General features: G+C 74.4%; 15 protein-coding genes. 11 read left to right on the top strand and 4 right to left on the bottom strand.

All coding sequences use genetic code 11. The features are described from left to right. Positions 1-51 precede the first annotated feature (51 nt). Positions 52-1,074, top strand: a complete 1,023-nt coding sequence (gene fbaA, locus ACZ5HG_RS17580; RefSeq protein ID WP_464178728.1) for a class II fructose-bisphosphate aldolase — start codon at positions 52-54, stop codon at positions 1,072-1,074. 81 nt (positions 1,075-1,155) lie between these two features. Here the strand turns inward: fbaA and ACZ5HG_RS17575 are convergent, their stop codons facing one another. Further along, positions 1,156-1,503: an STAS domain-containing protein gene (locus tag ACZ5HG_RS17575; protein WP_464178725.1), complete on the bottom strand. Its 348-nt coding sequence runs from the start codon at positions 1,501-1,503 to the stop codon at positions 1,156-1,158. Between the two features lie 174 nt (positions 1,504-1,677). Between ACZ5HG_RS17575 and ACZ5HG_RS17570 the strand changes: the two genes are divergently transcribed. Then, positions 1,678-3,825, top strand: a complete 2,148-nt coding sequence (locus ACZ5HG_RS17570) for a SpoIIE family protein phosphatase (protein WP_464178723.1) — start codon at positions 1,678-1,680, stop codon at positions 3,823-3,825. 26 nt (positions 3,826-3,851) lie between these two features. Here ACZ5HG_RS17570 and ACZ5HG_RS17565 read toward each other — a convergent pair whose 3' ends face one another. Continuing rightward, a complete protein-coding gene (locus ACZ5HG_RS17565; protein WP_464178721.1) occupies positions 3,852-4,217 on the bottom strand; it encodes an STAS domain-containing protein in 366 nt (121 codons plus the stop codon). A gap of 130 nt (positions 4,218-4,347) precedes the next feature. Here ACZ5HG_RS17565 and ACZ5HG_RS17560 point away from each other — a divergent pair, with 130 nt between their 5' ends. Together ACZ5HG_RS17560 and ACZ5HG_RS17555 are read left to right on the top strand one after the other, a co-directional pair. Continuing rightward, positions 4,348-4,770 (top strand): DUF3151 domain-containing protein, encoded by a 423-nt coding sequence (locus tag ACZ5HG_RS17560; RefSeq protein WP_464178719.1) that lies wholly within the window; start codon positions 4,348-4,350, stop codon positions 4,768-4,770. A gap of 153 nt (positions 4,771-4,923) precedes the next feature. Continuing rightward, positions 4,924-6,210 (top strand): adenylosuccinate synthase, encoded by a 1,287-nt coding sequence (locus ACZ5HG_RS17555; RefSeq protein WP_464178717.1) that lies wholly within the window; start codon positions 4,924-4,926, stop codon positions 6,208-6,210. An 89-nt stretch (positions 6,211-6,299) separates the two neighbouring features. On the opposite strand, the gene ACZ5HG_RS17550 is transcribed toward ACZ5HG_RS17555, so the two are convergent. Continuing rightward, complete coding sequence (locus tag ACZ5HG_RS17550) at positions 6,300-7,649, bottom strand: MFS transporter (protein WP_464178715.1); 1,350 nt, start codon at positions 7,647-7,649, stop codon at positions 6,300-6,302. A 65-nt stretch (positions 7,650-7,714) separates the two neighbouring features. Between ACZ5HG_RS17550 and ACZ5HG_RS17545 the strand changes: the two genes are divergently transcribed. After that, positions 7,715-8,344, top strand: coding sequence for a helix-turn-helix domain-containing protein (locus tag ACZ5HG_RS17545; protein ID WP_464178713.1), 630 nt, complete (start codon positions 7,715-7,717; stop codon positions 8,342-8,344). A 10-nt stretch (positions 8,345-8,354) separates the two neighbouring features. Further along, complete coding sequence (gene purD / locus ACZ5HG_RS17540; RefSeq protein WP_464178711.1) at positions 8,355-9,614, top strand: phosphoribosylamine--glycine ligase; 1,260 nt, start codon at positions 8,355-8,357, stop codon at positions 9,612-9,614. Positions 9,615-9,773: 159 nt separating this feature from the next. Here purD and ACZ5HG_RS17535 read toward each other — a convergent pair whose 3' ends face one another. Continuing rightward, positions 9,774-9,992 (bottom strand): SCO4848 family membrane protein, encoded by a 219-nt coding sequence (locus tag ACZ5HG_RS17535; protein WP_464178709.1) that lies wholly within the window; start codon positions 9,990-9,992, stop codon positions 9,774-9,776. Positions 9,993-10,109: 117 nt separating this feature from the next. Here ACZ5HG_RS17535 and ACZ5HG_RS17530 point away from each other — a divergent pair, with 117 nt between their 5' ends. The 5 genes from ACZ5HG_RS17530 to ACZ5HG_RS17510 all read left to right on the top strand — a co-directional run bounded on the left by ACZ5HG_RS17530 (position 10,110) and on the right by ACZ5HG_RS17510 (position 15,121). Beyond that, positions 10,110-11,036, top strand: a complete 927-nt coding sequence (locus tag ACZ5HG_RS17530; RefSeq protein ID WP_464178707.1) for a phosphoribosylaminoimidazolesuccinocarboxamide synthase — start codon at positions 10,110-10,112, stop codon at positions 11,034-11,036. Positions 11,037-11,138: 102 nt separating this feature from the next. Beyond that, a complete protein-coding gene (locus ACZ5HG_RS17525; protein WP_464178704.1) occupies positions 11,139-12,194 on the top strand; it encodes an iron-siderophore ABC transporter substrate-binding protein in 1,056 nt (351 codons plus the stop codon). A gap of 40 nt (positions 12,195-12,234) precedes the next feature. Beyond that, on the top strand, positions 12,235-13,278 hold the full coding sequence (locus tag ACZ5HG_RS17520; RefSeq protein WP_464178702.1) for a FecCD family ABC transporter permease: 1,044 nt from the start codon (positions 12,235-12,237) through the stop codon (positions 13,276-13,278). Then, positions 13,275-14,309, top strand: coding sequence for a FecCD family ABC transporter permease (locus tag ACZ5HG_RS17515; protein ID WP_464178700.1), 1,035 nt, complete (start codon positions 13,275-13,277; stop codon positions 14,307-14,309). Before ACZ5HG_RS17520 ends, ACZ5HG_RS17515 begins: the two co-directional genes overlap by 4 nt. Beyond that, entirely contained in the window at positions 14,306-15,121 is an 816-nt protein-coding gene (locus ACZ5HG_RS17510; RefSeq protein ID WP_464178698.1) for an ABC transporter ATP-binding protein, read from the top strand. The genes ACZ5HG_RS17515 and ACZ5HG_RS17510 overlap by 4 nt, the downstream gene beginning before the upstream one ends. Positions 15,122-15,185: the final 64 nt, after the last annotated feature.

Below are 15,185 nucleotides of genomic sequence, written 5' to 3'. Positions count from 1 at the left end.
TGCCAGACTTGGTGCGATAGCGAACCCCCCTCTGACACAGGAGCTGCTGCGATGCCCATCGCGACCCCCGAGGTGTACGCCGAGATGATCGACCGGGCGAAGGCGGGCAAGTTCGCCTACCCGGCCGTGAACATCACCTCCTCCCAGACCATCACCGCCGCGCTGCAGGGCTTCGCCGAGGCGGAGTCGGACGGCATCCTCCAGGTGTCGGTCGGTGGCGCGGAGTACGCGTCCGGCTCGACGATCAAGGACCGCGTCGCCGGCACCCGCGCCCTCGCCGCGTACGCCGCCGAGGTCGCGAAGAGCTACGGCATCACCGTGGCCCTGCACACCGACCACTGCGTGAAGAAGAACCTGGACTCCTGGGTCCGTCCGCTCCTGGCCCTGGAGGCCGAGGAGGTCAAGGCCGGCAAGAACCCGACCTTCCAGTCGCACATGTTCGACGGCTCGGACATCCCGCTGGACGAGAACCTGGTCATCGCGGCGGAGCTCCTGGAGCTCTCGCAGGCGGCCCGCACGATCCTCGAGATCGAGGTCGGCGTCGTCGGTGGCGAGGAGGACGGCCACGAGGCCGCGATCAACGACAAGCTGTACACCACCGCCGAGGACGGCCTGGCCACCATCAAGGCCCTGGGCGCCGGCGAGAAGGGCCGCTACCTGACGGCCCTCACCTTCGGCAACGTGCACGGCGTGTACAAGCCGGGTGCGGTCAAGCTGCGTCCGTCGATCCTCGCGGAGATCCAGAAGGCCGTCGGCGCCGAGATCGGCAAGACCGACCCGTTCGACCTGGTCTTCCACGGTGGCTCCGGCTCCACCGCCGCCGAGATCGCCGAGGCGGTCGACAACGGCGTCATCAAGATGAACATCGACACCGACACCCAGTACGCGTTCACGCGTCCCGTGGTCGGCCACATGTTCGCCAACTACGACGGCGTCCTGAAGGTCGACGGCGAGGTCGGCAACAAGAAGGCCTACGACCCGCGCGCCTGGGGCAAGCTGGCCGAGGCCGGCATGGCCGCCCGCATTGTCGAGGCCGCGCAGCAGCTGCGCTCGGCGGGCAACAAGCTCTCCTGACCTGAGGGTCACGGAAGCGACGGAGGCCCGGTCACCCTTCGCGGGTGGCCGGGCCTCCGTGCGTCTGCGTGGCGATCGGGATCAGGCGGGAGCGTCGTCCACGACGTCCAGCAGCTCGCCGATCCGGGTGACGTCGAGCAGGAACCGCACGGTCGGCGGCACGTGCAGCAGCCGGACGCGGTGCGGGGTGCGGGTCGCCAGGCGGGCGAGGAACGCGACGCCGGAGGAGTCCATGAAGGTGACGTGGTGGACGTCGACCTCGATCGGCGCGCCGGCCTGCTCGGCGTCGGCGGTGGCCTCGGCCAGGTCCGCGCCCAGGTCGGCGTCGATCTCGCCGGACAGGACGATGCGGGTCCGGTCCGGGGAGAGGATCACGTGCACCGAGCCCGGCTCGCCGGGCGCGTCGAGGGGCGCGGGCACGGTCGTCACCGGTGGGTCCTGCGGGTTCCCGCCCCCGGCGAGCCCGCCCGGCGGCGTGCTGTTACCGTCGCGCACGATGCTCCTTCCGTCCGCCGACGGCTGATGACCGTCGCCGGGTGATCGGCATGTCCCGGTGGTGGCTTCGCCGGACCTGCTGGGAACGCTAGACGATCGGAGGTGGTGGTGGTCAACTCTCCGGCCGACGACCGTGCCGAGGAGACGCTGGAGGTCGTGCGTCAGGTGGCCGCCCATGTGGGCGGGATGCCGGTGGTGATCGCGGACGCCGGCCTCCCGGACTGGCCCGTCGTGTGGGTGAACCGGGCGTTCACCGAGGTCACGGGTCTGACGGCGGAGGACGTGGTCGGTCCCGCCGCGGGGCTGGTCGCGCTGGCCTCCGACGACGCCTCCGGTCTGCGGCTGCTCAGCGACGCGGTGGAGGCCCAGCGCGCCACCTCGGCGCTGCTGCGGGTGCGGCGGACCGGCGACGACTGGTTCTGGGCGCGGACGATCGTGGTGCCGCTGCTGACCGACGACGGCGACGTGACGCACTGGATCGGCGCGATGGTGGACGTGTCGGCGGAGGTGCACCAGGACGCGGCGCGGGCCGCCGAGGTGGAGGTGGTGCGCCGGAAGTCCGCCGCGCTGGCGCTGATCGCCGCGGTGTCCGACCTGATCATGGACCTGGACGACCCCACGACGCTGCGGGCGATCTCCGAGCTGTTGAGCCGTGAGGTGGTCGCCTGGGCCGGGTTCTACGTGGAGGACGACGGGCTGCACGCCGCCGACGGGGTGGACGGGTCGCGCAGCCCGCGCAGCCGCCGCCCGGGGTCGACGGTGCCGCCGGTGTTCCTCAGCCGTCGCGCCCGCCGCCCCGACCCCGACCGGCCGGACCCGGTGCGCGAGCTGCTGGACGGCGCGGCGACCGGTGCGCGGGGGCTCGCGCTGGACGACGGGCTGCCGGTGCACACCGCCTCGGGCTGGCTGGCCGCCGAGGTCGCGGAACGGATCGGCGAGGTGCTGCCGGGCGTCGACCAGGTGCAGGTGCTCCCGGTGCCCGGTCGGCACCAGGTGCTCGGGGTGCTGGTGGTGGTGCCGCGCGACGCCCGGACCGGACTGGACGAGGAGACCCGCACGGTGCTCCAGCTGACCGCGCGCCGGGTGGGCCTCGCGATGGAGAACGTGCGGCTGTACGCGCGGGAGCACCGGGTGGCCGAGACGCTGCAACGGGCGATGCTGCCGGAGCAGGCGGAGGTCGACGGGCTGGACGTGTGGTCGTACTACGCGCCGAACGTGGTCTACGCGCAGGTCGGCGGGGACTGGTACGACGTGGTGCAGATCGCGCCGGACGTGGTGGGCGTGGTGATCGGCGACGTGGTCGGTCACGACGTGGAGGCCGCCGCGGCGATGGGGCAGCTGCGGTCGGTGGTGCGCGCCTACACCTTCGAGGTGACCGAGCCCGGGCGGGTGCTGGAACGGGTGGACCAGCTGATCGGCGGGATGCGGATCCCCCGGTCGGCGGGCCTGGTGCTGACGACGCTGACCCGGGAGCACGGCGAGGACGGGCCGCGCTGGCGGCTGGCGTACTCCCGGGCGGGCCACCTGCCGGCGCTGCTGGTGCGGGACGGCGTGGTGCGGCTGCTGAACGACGCGGGCGGGGCGCTGATCGGCTTCGGCTCGGCGCACCGGCAGACCGCGCACGAGGATCTGGAGCCCGGTGACGTGCTGGTGTTCTACACCGACGGCCTGATCGAGCGCCGGGACCGTGCGCTGCCGGACGGGGCGGCCGCGCTGGAACGGGTCGCCGCGGCGGCGAGCGCGATGGACGCCGCCGGGATCGGCGAGGAGCTGCTGGCGCGCCTGGCCGACAGCCCGGAGGACGACGTGGCGGTGGTGGTGGTCCGTGTGCCGGACCAGGCGGACACCTCGGGCCACGGCGGCGGGGTGCGCAGCCGGCGCTGGCAGCTGCCGGGCGAGCCCGCGTCGATCGGTCGCGCCCGGCACGCGGTGCTGCGCACCTGCCACGCGTGGGAGATGGACGACGCCGCGAACGCCGAGCTGGTGGTCTCCGAGCTGGTCGCGAACGCGGTGCTGCACGGCTGGGGACGGGTGACCCTGCGGCTGCACGACACCGGCGAGGGGCTGCGGATCGAGGTCGAGGACTCCAACCCCACGCCGCCGGTGGCCACCGAGGGGCACCCCGGGCGGATCGGCGGCTTCGGCATGCGGATCGTGGAGCGGCTCGCCGACTGGGGCTGGCGGCCCTCGCGCACCGGCAAGGTGGTGTGGGCGCGGCTGCGGCCCGCGGAGGAGGACGGGGCGACGCCGGCCTGATCGCGGGCGCCCGGCCGCGCCCCGCGTCAGGCCGGGGTGCCGGCGGTGCCCGCGCCGATCGCGGAGATCTCGTCCTCGGCGCAGCGGTGCTCGGTGTCGATCCGGAACAGCTCGAGCGCGCCGCAGACCTCCAGCACGAACAGGTCGCGGGGGTCGGCGCCGCGCAGCACTGTCGCGCCGGCGCGCTTGCGGCTGGCATCGGCCAGCGAGATCAGGAACGCCGCGCCGGTGGAGTCCATGAACGTCACGCCGCACATGTCGATCACCAGCAGCTGCCGCCGCAGACCCACCACGCGGGCGGCGATCTCCGGGAACTGGTCGCGCTCGGCGAGGTCGAGGTCACCGGTGATCGCGAGCGTGGTGGTGGCGGCAGAGGTGGCGATCTCGATCATGGATGTCCTCCGGCGGCACGAGGGGGGATGCGGCGGCACGGCCGGACCGACTGTAACCACGGCTCCGCCGACCCGCATGCGCAACGGCGCGGGGCTCCGCCGGTCGGGGGACGGTGCGAGACTCGTCCCCATGACCGGAGCGAACCTGCTGGAGCCCGAGCCGACCCTGCTGCCCGAGGGGGCCGACGCCGACGCGCGCGCGGTGCTGGACGCGGGCGGCGACCCGCGCGACGCCGCCCGTCAGGTGCCGACGTCCTCGCTGGCCTGGGCGCTGCTGGCCGAGCGGGCGCTGGCGGACGAGGGCGACCCCGTCGCCGCCTACGCCTACGCGCGGACCGGCTACCACCGTGGGCTGGACGCGCTGCGCCGCGCGGGCTGGCGCGGGCGGGGCCCGATCCCGGTGGACCACGGGCCGAACCAGGGCTTCCTGCGCGCGCTGCTGGCGCTGGCGGAGGCCGCCGAGGCGATCGAGGAGGACGAGGAGGCGGAGCGCTGCGCGCAGTTCCTGGTCGACTCCGGCACCTCGGCCGTGCAGGTCGCCGCGCTCCGCTGAGCGGCCGAGGAGGGGCGTGATCGCGCGGCTCCGGTAACCTTCCGGAGGTGCTGGAGGACCTGCCGCCGGCATCCGACCCCGCTGCGGACGTGCACGACGTGCCTGTCCGCTGCCGCGGAGGTCGCCCGCCGGCAGGGTGGAAGTGGTGATCACATGCCGGCCGTGGTGGTGCTCGGGACCCAGTGGGGCGACGAGGGCAAGGGCAAGGCGACCGACCAGCTCGGGTCGCGGATCGACTACGTCGTGAAGTTCAACGGCGGCAACAACGCGGGCCACACCGTCGTCATCAACGGCGAGAAGTACGCGCTGCACCTGCTGCCCTCGGGCATCCTGTCGCCGGGCGTGGTCCCGGTGATCGGCAACGGCGTGGTCGTCGACCTCGAGGTGCTGTTCCAGGAGATCGACGCGCTGGAGGCCCGTGGGCTGAGCGCCGAGCGGCTGCTGGTGTCCTCCGCCGCCCACGTGATCGCCCCGTACCACCGCACGATCGACAAGGTCACCGAGCGGTTCCTCGGCAAGCGGAAGATCGGCACCACCGGTCGCGGCATCGGCCCCGCCTACGCCGACAAGATCAACCGGGTCGGCATCCGGATCCAGGACCTGTTCGACGAGAAGATCCTGCGGCAGAAGGTCGAGGGCTCCCTCGACCAGAAGAACCACCTGCTGGTGAAGGTCTACAACCGCCGCGCGATCACGGTCGACGAGACGATCGAGGACCTGCTGGGCTTCGCCGACCGGGTGCGCCCCTACGTCGCGGACACCCCGCTGGTGCTCAACCGCGCGCTGGACGAGGGCAAGACCCTGGTGTTCGAGGCCGGTCAGGCGACCATGCTGGACATCGACCACGGCACCTACCCGTTCGTCACCTCCTCCTCGGCGACCGCGGGCGGCGCGTGCACCGGCTCCGGCGTCGGCCCGACCCGGATCGACCGTGTGGTGGGCGTCGCCAAGGCGTACACCACCCGCGTCGGCGAGGGGCCGTACCCGACCGAGCTGTTCGACGCCGACGGCGAGTGGCTGCGGCAGACCGGTGGCGAGTTCGGCACGACGACCGGACGCCCGCGCCGCACCGGCTGGTACGACTCGGTGGTCGCGCGGTACTCGACCCGGATCAACGGGCTGACCGACATCGTGCTGACCAAGCTCGACGTGCTCACCGGCCGCGACAAGATCCCCGTGGCGGTGGCCTACGACGTGGACGGCCGGCGCTTCGACGAGATGCCGGACGACCAGAGCGACTTCCACCACGCGAAGCCGATCTACGAGTACCTGGACGGCTGGACCGAGGACATCTCCGGTGCGCGCGAGTTCGACGACCTGCCGGTCGCCGCGCAGCGGTACCTCGAGCGCCTGGAGGAGCTGTCCGGCACGCAGATCTCCGCGATCGGCGTCGGCCCCGGGCGCGAGGCCACGGTCGTCAAGCACGACCTGCTGGGCTGAGCCCGCGCGGGTCGTCGACCTTGCACGAAAGCCGCCTTCCCGGCGTGGGAAGGCGGCTTTCGTGCAACCTCGGTGCGGTGAGGGGGGCTCTACCCGGGTACGGACGCCTCGGCGGCGGTGACGTGGCGCTGCCGGACGACGAGCAGCGGGTAGATCATCGCGACCACCGCGACCGCCGCCGCGCCCCACAGCGTGACGCGCAGCCCCCAGGCCTCCGCGGCGACGCCGGCGAGCAGCGCACCGACCGGCATGAGGCCGTACGACAGGGTGCGGCCTGCGCCGCCGACCCGTCCGAGCATCCCGGGCGCGACCAGCCGCTGACGCATGGACTGGGAGAGCACGTTGCCCAGGGTGGTCAGCAGGCCGACCAGGAAGAACGCGATGCCGGTGGCCAGGGCGGTGGGCCAGAGCACCGGCACCACCAGCAGCACGGACATCGTCAGCCAGGACCCGAGCATGAGCCGGACCTCGCCGACCACCCGGTGCAGCGGCTCCACCACCACCGAGCCGAGCACCGCGCCGACGGCCATGGCCACGCCGATCAGCGGGTACTGGGTCGGCGTGAGGCCGATCGCCGATCCCTCGCCCACCGCCCACAGCACGAAGACCGCGGTGTAGCCGGTGAAGCACATGTTGGACACGCTGCCGGTGATCAGCAGCGGGCGGAGCACGGGGCTGCGGGCCAGGAAGGACACGCCCTCGCGCACCTCGGCGAGCGTGCGCCGGACCTCGTGGGCGGCGGCGGCCGGGAGCCCGGTGCGCGCGGGGGCCGCCGGGGCGTCGGCGGGTGCGGTGCCGACGGCAGCGGCGTGGCGGTAGCGGCCGGGGACGCCGACGACCAGCACCAGCGCCGCCGCGACCGCGAGCCCGGCGGGCACCCCGAACGCCCAGGCGGCGCCGATGCCGACCACCACGCCGCCGATCGGGCCACCGAGGAAGGAGCCCGCGACGTGCTGGGCGGCCATCACCCGGCCGTTGGCGGTGTGCAGGCGCGAGCGGGGGACGAGGTCGGGCACCAGGGCGCTCTCGGCGAGGTCGGCGATCACGTCGGTCACCCCGTAGACGAGCACGACCACGAGCAGCGTTGTCATGGACATCCGGTCGGTCAGCACCAGCGCGGCGGCGCCGACGAGCAGCACGGCGCGGGCGGCGAGCGCGACGATCTGGGTGCGGCGCCGGTCGGCGCGGTCGACCAGCACCCCGGCGGCCAGGCCGAGCACGAGGCAGGGCAGCCAGGCGGCGGCGGACAGCAGCGAGATCTGGCCGGGGGAGCGGGTGAGGCTGAGCGCGTAGAGCGGCACGGCGGCCTGCACGACGCCGTCGGCGAGGTTGGCGAGGGTGGTGGAGGTGAGCAGGTGGCGGAAGCGGGGTCCGAGCGGCTCGCGCGGCTGGTCGGGCGCGGGCGCGGCGGGGTCCTCGGTGGTGGCGGTGGCGGGCACGGGTAACCTCGTCCTGGTTGAAGAGGAAGTTATGCAAAGAAGACTCTGCAAAGGTATCTCTGCACATGGATGACGTCAACGAGCCCGCGTCGCTGCCCCGTGGTCCGGCGGCCCTCAAGGCCTTCGCGCACCCGCTGCGGATGGCGATCTACGACTACCTGACCGCCGAGGGGTCGGCGACGGCCACCCAGGTCGGACGGCACCTCGGCGAGAGCAGCGGCCAGACCTCGTACCACCTGCGCCAGCTCGCCAAGCACGGGATCGTCGAGGACGACCCCACGCACACCGGAGGGCGCGAGCGCTGGTGGCGGCCGGTGTCCGTACGCTTCGAGGCCGAGGACATGTTCGACGGGCCGGACGGCACCGCCACCGCGGTCGCCGTGGTGCAGGGGCTGCTCGCCGATCGCGCCCGGGTGCTCACCGAGTGGTCGCAGAACCCCGGCACCGATCCCGCCTGGCGGCGCGCCAGCACGATCTCGCGAGGCACCGAGGAGCTGACGCCGGACGAGGCGCGCGAGCTGATCGAGGCGTTGGAGACCCTGGTGCACGAGCACCTCGGCCGGGCCAAGGAGCGTCGGCTGGGCGGGGGCACCGACGGGAGGCGGACAGTGCGGGTGTACGTGGACGTGCTGCCGCTGCCGGACGCGCCGGTCCACGCCTCGGCGCCCCCGGACGCGGCGCCGGACGCTCGGTAGGGTCGGCCCCGTGAAGATCCTCGTCGTCGGGACCGGCGCCCGCGAGCACGCCCTCACCCTCGCCCTCTCCCAGGACCCGGCCGTCACCGAGCTGCACGCCGCACCGGGCAACCCCGGCATCGGCGCCCTGGCCACGCTGCACGCGGTGGACCAGCTCGACGGCGCGGCGGTCGCGGCCCTCGCGCAGGACCTCGGCGCGGACCTGGTGGTCGTCGGCCCCGAGGCGCCGCTGGTCGCCGGGGTGTCGGACGCGGTGCGCGCCGTGGGGATCCCGGTGTTCGGGCCCAGCGCGGAGGCCGCCCGGCTGGAGGGGTCGAAGGCCTTCGCCAAGGAGGTGATGGCCGCCGCCGGCGTGCCGACCGCCGAGCCGCGCGTGGTCACCGACCCCGCCGAGGCCGGTGCCGCGCTCGACGCGTTCGGCGCGCCCTACGTGGTGAAGGACGACGGGCTCGCCGCCGGCAAGGGCGTCGTCGTCACCGAGGACCGGGACGTCGCGCTCGCGCACGCGCTGGGCTGCCTGGCCAAGGACGGCGGACGCGTGGTGGTCGAGGACTACCTGGACGGGCCCGAGGTCTCGCTGTTCGTGCTGAGCGACGGGACGCACGTGGTCCCGCTGGTGCCCGCGCAGGACTTCAAGCGGGTCGGCGACGACGACACCGGCCCGAACACCGGCGGGATGGGCGCGTACACGCCGCTGCCCTGGGCGCCGGAGGGGCTGGTCGAGGACGTCGTCGCGCGCGTCGCGCAGCCCACCGTGGACGAGATGCGCCGCCGGGGAACGCCCTTCGTCGGGGTGCTCTACTGCGGGCTCGCGCTGACCTCCGCCGGGCTGCGCGTCGTCGAGTTCAACGCGCGCTTCGGCGACCCGGAGACGCAGGTGGTGCTGGCGCGGCTGGCGACGCCGCTGGCCGGGGTGCTGCTCGCGGCGGCCACCGGCGGGATCGCCGACCTGCCGCCGCTGGACTGGCGCGACGAGGCGGCGGTGACCGTCGTCATCGCGTCCGCGGGGTACCCGGAGCAGCCGGTCACCGGCGACGCGATCACCGGGCTGGACGCCGCGGGGGCGCTGGACCGGGTGCACGTGCTGCACGCCGGCACGGCGGCCGGCGCCGACGGCGGGGTGGTCTCCGCCGGGGGCCGCGTGCTGTCCGTGGTCGGCACCGGGGTCGATCTGGCCGCCGCCCGCGAGCGCGCCTACGCCGGGGTGGCCGCGATCGACCTGCCCGGGTCCCACCACCGCACCGACATCGCCGCCCGCGCCGCCCGCTGAGCCCGCGCGCCGCCCGCTGAGCCCGTGCGCCGCGCGCGCCCTGCGCACGGGCGGGACCTGCGCCGAGTTGTCATCTCTTGTCGCATCCGAGGCTCGTGAAGCGACGAAAGATGACAACTCGGCGAGGCGAGTGGGTCCGGGTGCGCGCGGGCGCGTGGGTCAGAGCAGGGTGCTGAGGCCGACCAGGAGGACGGCGAGGCCGAGGGTCATCGAGACCGCGACCAGCACGATGTGCACGGTGAGGAACCGCGTGGCCCGGCCGTCGGCGTCCTTCGCGCGGGGGTCGCGGGCGATGCGACGCAGGAACGGCGGCCAGATGGCGAGGTTCCAGACACCGGCGATCAGCAGCAGCACGGACATCGCGGGGGAGAGCTCCATGGCGAGCAGTATCACCGAGCGCCCCGCGCGAGGGTGCCGGTGCCCACGGATCCCTGCGCGCCGCCGCGACCGGACGCCCGGACCGGCCGCCCGTCCACCTGCGGCAGGATGGGCGCCATGACGCACGCCCCCGCGCTGACCGGCTGGACGCACACCTACTCCGGCAAGGTCCGCGACCTGTACGTGCCGGACACGACGACGTCCGAGGGCGAGGCGGTCACCCGGGCGCACGGCGACGTGGTGCTGGTGGTGGCGAGCGACCGGGTGTCGGCCTACGACCACGTGCTCAGCCCGGGGATCCCGGACAAGGGCGTGGTGCTGACCCGGCTGAGCCTGTGGTGGTTCGACCAGCTGGCCGACCTGGTGCCGAACCACGTGGTGAGCGCGGAGGCGCCGGAGGTCCCGGCGCAGGTGCTGGGTCGCGCGATGGTGTGCCGGCGGCTCGAGATGTTCCCGGTGGAGTGCGTGGCGCGCGGATACCTGACCGGCTCGGGGCTGGCGGAGTACCGGGCCGGCGGCGAGGTCACCGGGATCCCGCTGCCAGCGGGGCTGGAGGACGGATCGCGGCTGCCGGAGCCGATCTTCACGCCCGCGACCAAGGCGGAGGTCGGCGAGCACGACGAGAACGTGAGCATCGACGTGGTCGCGGCCACGCTCGGCCGGGAGCGCGCCGAGGAGCTGCGCGACCTGACGCTGGCGGTCTACGCGCGTGCCGAGCAGATCGCGCGGGAGCGGGGCGTGATCCTCGCGGACACCAAGCTCGAGTTCGGGGTCGACCCGACGACCGGCGCGGTCACCCTGGGCGACGAGGTGCTGACGCCGGACTCCTCGCGGTTCTGGCCGGCGGACCAGTGGCAGCCGGGGCGGGCGCAGCCGAGCTTCGACAAGCAGTTCGTGCGGGACTGGCTGACCTCGGTGGGATCCGGCTGGGACCGGGCGTCCGACGCCCCGCCGCCGGCGCTCCCGGACGAGGTCGTGCAGCGCACCCGCACCCGCTACCTGGAGGCCTACCAGCGGCTGACCGGAACCGTGCTCGACCTGTGACCTTCCGGGGTGATCCTGCGGTGCGAGGCTAGGTTAGCCTTGCCTCATCGAGGCGGCGCCCCTGTCGGCCTGCCGCCCAGGATCCCCTCGAACGGAGCACCCGTGCACGCACGCACGTCCCTCTCCCGGCGCCGGCTGACCGCGGCCGCCGCCGTGGTCGCCGTCGCCCTCCCGCTCGCCGCGTGCAGCAGCAGCGGTGACGACTCCGCCGATGCCGGCAGCACCGACGAGACCACCGCCGCCGACGCGGCCTTCCCGGTCACGATCGAGTCCGCGCTGGGCGAGGCGACCATCGAGGCGAAGCCGGAGCGCGTCGTGACGCTCGGCTGGGGCGCCTCGGACATCGCGTTCTCGCTCGGCACCACGCCGGTCGGCATCGAGACCGACGCCTGGGCCGGTGACGAGGACGGCTACCAGCCCTGGTTCCGCGAGGCCGTCGAGGCCGCCGGCGAGGAGCTGCCCGAGGTCATCACCATGTACCCGGAGCTCGACGTCGAGGCGATCGTCGCCCTGGAGCCCGACCTGATCCTGGCGCCGCAGTCCGGCCTGGAGCAGGACGTCTACGACCAGCTGTCCGAGTTCGCGCCGGTCGTGGCGTACCCGGGCCAGCCGTGGGCCACCTCGGTCGAGGACCAGATCACCATCGCCGCGCAGGCGCTGGGCGTGCCGGACAAGGGCGAGGAGCTGATCACCGAGCAGCAGGCCGCGATCGACGCCGCCGCCGCCGAGCACCCCGAGTTCGCGGGCGTCACCTTCGCCTACGTGTACGGCGGCACCGAGCCGGGCACCCTCGCGGTGTACCAGCCGGGCGACACCCGCGTGGCGCTGCTGACCGGCCTGGGCCTGGAGCTCGCGCCCTCGGTCGCCTCGATGCAGCCGGACGACGGCCAGTTCCTCACCACGCTCGGACTGGAGAACGCCGACCAGCTGAACGACGTGGACGTGCTGTTCACCTGGTTCAACGACACCGACGAGCAGGCCGCCACCGAGGCGCAGCCGCTGTGGCAGCAGATGCCGGCCTTCGCGTCGGGCGCCTACCTGCCGATGATCGACCGCCAGCTCGGCATGGCCGTGACCGTCGCCGACCCGCTGAGCATCCCGTGGGCGCTGGACGCCTACGTCCCGCAGATCGCCGACGTGGTGGCCAAGGTCTCCTGACGGCTCGACCCGCTGCACGACAGGCGGCACCATCGTCACCGTGACCGACCCGCGAGCCCCGCACGCCCCCACCGGCCTGCGGGGCTCGCGGTCGCGCGCCTGGCTGCTGGCGGCCGGGCTGCTGGTCGCCCTCGCGCTGCTGGTGCTGGCCTGCGGGCTGAGCGTGGCGATCGGCGTGAAGTCGGTGCCGCTGGACGAGGTCTGGTCGGCGTGGTTGCACCCGGACGACTCCTACGTGTCCGCCGTGGTGCAGTCCCGGCTCGGGCGCACCGGGCTCGGCCTGCTCGCGGGCTCGGCGCTCGCGGTGTCCGGCGCGGTGATCCAGGGGCTGACCCGCAACCCGCTGGGCGATCCCGGTCTGCTCGGCGTGAACGCCGGAGCGTCGGCGTCGGTCGTGATCATCACGGCGACGGTCGGGGCCGGTGCGGGGCGCTCGGTGTGGGCGGCGGTGCCCGGTGCGCTGCTGGCGGCGGTGGCGGTGTACCTGATCGGCGCCGGCGGCTCGGGCCGGCGGGCGACGCCGGTGCGCCTGGTGCTCGCCGGGGCGGCGATGTCCGCGGTGCTGGCCGCGCTGGTGCAGGCGGTGGCGCTCGGGCAGCCGCAGGTGTTCACCACCTACCGGTTCTGGGTGGTCGGCTCGCTGGCCGGTCGCCCCGAGGGCACCGTCGAGCGGGTGTGGCCCTTCGTGCTGGTCGGGCTGCTGGTGGCGCTGCTGCTGGCCCGCAGCCTGAACGCGCTGGCGCTCGGCGAGGAGACCGCGACGGCGCTCGGCCTGCGCTCGGGCCGGGTGCGGGTGCTCGGGATCGGCGCGTCCACGCTGCTGGCGGCGGCGGCCGTGGCGGCGGTGGGGCCGGTGGCCTTCGTCGGGCTGGCGGTGCCGCACGTGGTGCGGGCGTTCACCGGATCCGATCACCGCTGGCTGCTGCCGTACTGCGCCGTGCTCGGCCCGGTGCTGCTGCTCGGCGCCGACGTGGTCGGCCGGGTGATCGCGCGACCGGGCGAGCTGATGGTCGGCGTGGTGACCGCGTTCGTCGGGGCGCCGTTCCTCATCGCGGCCGTGCGGCGGGGGAGGGCGGGGCTGTGAGCGCCGACGTGACCCGGGCCGTGGCCGCCCCGACCGGGTCGTTGTTCCACGTGAATCGTCGGGCGGTGCTGGTCTGCGTCGCCATGCTGCTGGCCGTGCTGGTGCTCGGCGTGCTCACGATCGTCGCGGGCAAGGGCGGCATCCCGCTCGCCGACCTGCCCGCCGTGATCGCCGGCGAGGGCTCGCGGGTGCAGGAGTGGATCCTGATGACCAACCGGCTGCCCCGGCTGCTGGTGGCGGTCGGCGCGGGGGCGGCGTTCGCGGTCCCCGGATCGATCTTCCAGAGCGTCACCCGCAACCCGCTGGGCAGCCCGGACGTGATCGGTCTCGGCAGCGGTGCCGCCGCCGGTGCCGCCCTGGCCGCGCTGGTGTGGCCCGGGGTCGTGCCGGTGCCGGTCGGCGCGCTGATCGGCTGCGGGATCGCGGTCTCGGCGGTGCTGCTCGGCGCCGGGCGGGGCACGCGGGCGCCGTTCCGGATGGTGGTGGTGGGCATCGCCGTCGGCGCGATGGCGCTGGCCGTGGTGCAGCTGGTGCTCACGAAGACCAACGAGCAGGAGGCGCAGCAGCTCGCGGTGTGGATCAACGGCAGCCTCCAGTCCCGCCGATGGAGCGACGTCGTGACGATCGCGGTGGCCCTGCTGGTGCTGCTGCCCGCCGCGCTCGCGCTGTCCGGGCGGCTGCAGGTGGTCGAGATGGGCGACGACGCGGCGACCGGCCTCGGCGTCGCCCCCGCCGCCACCCGCCGCTGGGCGATCCTGGTCGGCGTCGCGCTCACCGCCGCCGCGGTCTCGGTGGCCGGGCCGGTGGCGTTCGTCGCGTTGACCGCCCCGCAGATCGCCCGCCGGCTCACCCGGTCCACCGGCCCCGGGATGGTCGCCGCCGCGTGCACCGGCGCGGTGGTGCTGGTCGGCGCCGACCTGCTGGCGCAGCACGCGCCCTGGGGCGTGCAGTACCCGGTCGGCGTGCTGACCGCCGCTCTCGGAGGCGTCTACCTCGCGGTGCTGCTGCTGCGCGAATGGAGGAAGGCATGACCGGATCGCCGCTCGCGGCCGAGGGGCTGACCCTGGCCTACGACCACCTGGTCGTCGCCGAGGACCTCAGCGTCGCGGTGCCGCGCGGGTCGTTCACCGTGATCATCGGGCCCAACGGCTGCGGCAAGTCGACGCTGCTGCGCGCGCTGGCCCGCACCCTCAAGCCCCGGGCGGGTCGTGTGCTGCTGGACGGCGAGCCGATGGACCGGCTGCGCACCCGTGCCATCGCCCGCCGGCTCGCGCTGCTGCCGCAGAGCCCGATCACGCCCGAGGCGATCACCGTCGGCGACCTGGTGGCCCGCGGACGCTTCCCGCACCAGGGCGTGCTGCGGCAGTGGACCGCGGCCGACGCCCGCGCCGTCGCCGAGGCGATGGACGCCACCGAGGTCGCCGACCTGCGCGACCGCTACGTCTCCGAGCTGTCCGGCGGCCAGCGGCAGCGCGTCTGGCTCGCGATGGCCCTGGCGCAGCAGACCGACCTGCTGCTGCTGGACGAGCCGACGACCTTCCTCGACATCGCCCACCAGTTCGAGGTGATGGACCTGTGCGCCCGGCTGCACGAGGACGGCCGCACCCTGGTCGCCGTGCTGCACGACCTCAACCAGGCGGCCCGCTACGGCACCCACCTGGTCGCGATGCGCGAGGGGCGGGTGGTCGCCCAGGGCACGCCGGCCGAGGTGGTCACCGCCGACCTGGTGCGCGAGGTGTTCGGGCTGGCCTGCCGCGTCGTGCCCGACCCGGAGACCGGGACGCCGATGGTGGTGCCGACCCGGCGCGGGGCGCACGTGCGGCACGGGAGCGACGGGGACTGAGGTCGGGCGTTCGCCGGGAGTCGTCCCCGGTGAACGTCACCGATGCGGACCTGGCCAGGGACCT

Source organism: Cellulomonas sp. GTC20042, from assembly GCF_055389595.1.
This window is presented reverse-complemented; position numbering and strand designations above follow the sequence as displayed.

Coding starts and splice junctions, on each gene's coding strand:
- fbaA (WP_464178728.1), top strand. CDS start 52: ATGCCCATCGCGACCCCCGAGGTGTACGCCGAGATGATCGACCGGGCG.
- ACZ5HG_RS17565 (WP_464178721.1), bottom strand. CDS start 4,217: ATGATCGAGATCGCCACCTCTGCCGCCACCACCACGCTCGCGATCACC.
- ACZ5HG_RS17560 (WP_464178719.1), top strand. CDS start 4,348: ATGACCGGAGCGAACCTGCTGGAGCCCGAGCCGACCCTGCTGCCCGAG.
- ACZ5HG_RS17555 (WP_464178717.1), top strand. CDS start 4,924: ATGCCGGCCGTGGTGGTGCTCGGGACCCAGTGGGGCGACGAGGGCAAG.
- ACZ5HG_RS17545 (WP_464178713.1), top strand. CDS start 7,715: ATGGATGACGTCAACGAGCCCGCGTCGCTGCCCCGTGGTCCGGCGGCC.
- ACZ5HG_RS17535 (WP_464178709.1), bottom strand. CDS start 9,992: ATGGAGCTCTCCCCCGCGATGTCCGTGCTGCTGCTGATCGCCGGTGTC.
- ACZ5HG_RS17530 (WP_464178707.1), top strand. CDS start 10,110: ATGACGCACGCCCCCGCGCTGACCGGCTGGACGCACACCTACTCCGGC.
- ACZ5HG_RS17510 (WP_464178698.1), top strand. CDS start 14,306: ATGACCGGATCGCCGCTCGCGGCCGAGGGGCTGACCCTGGCCTACGAC.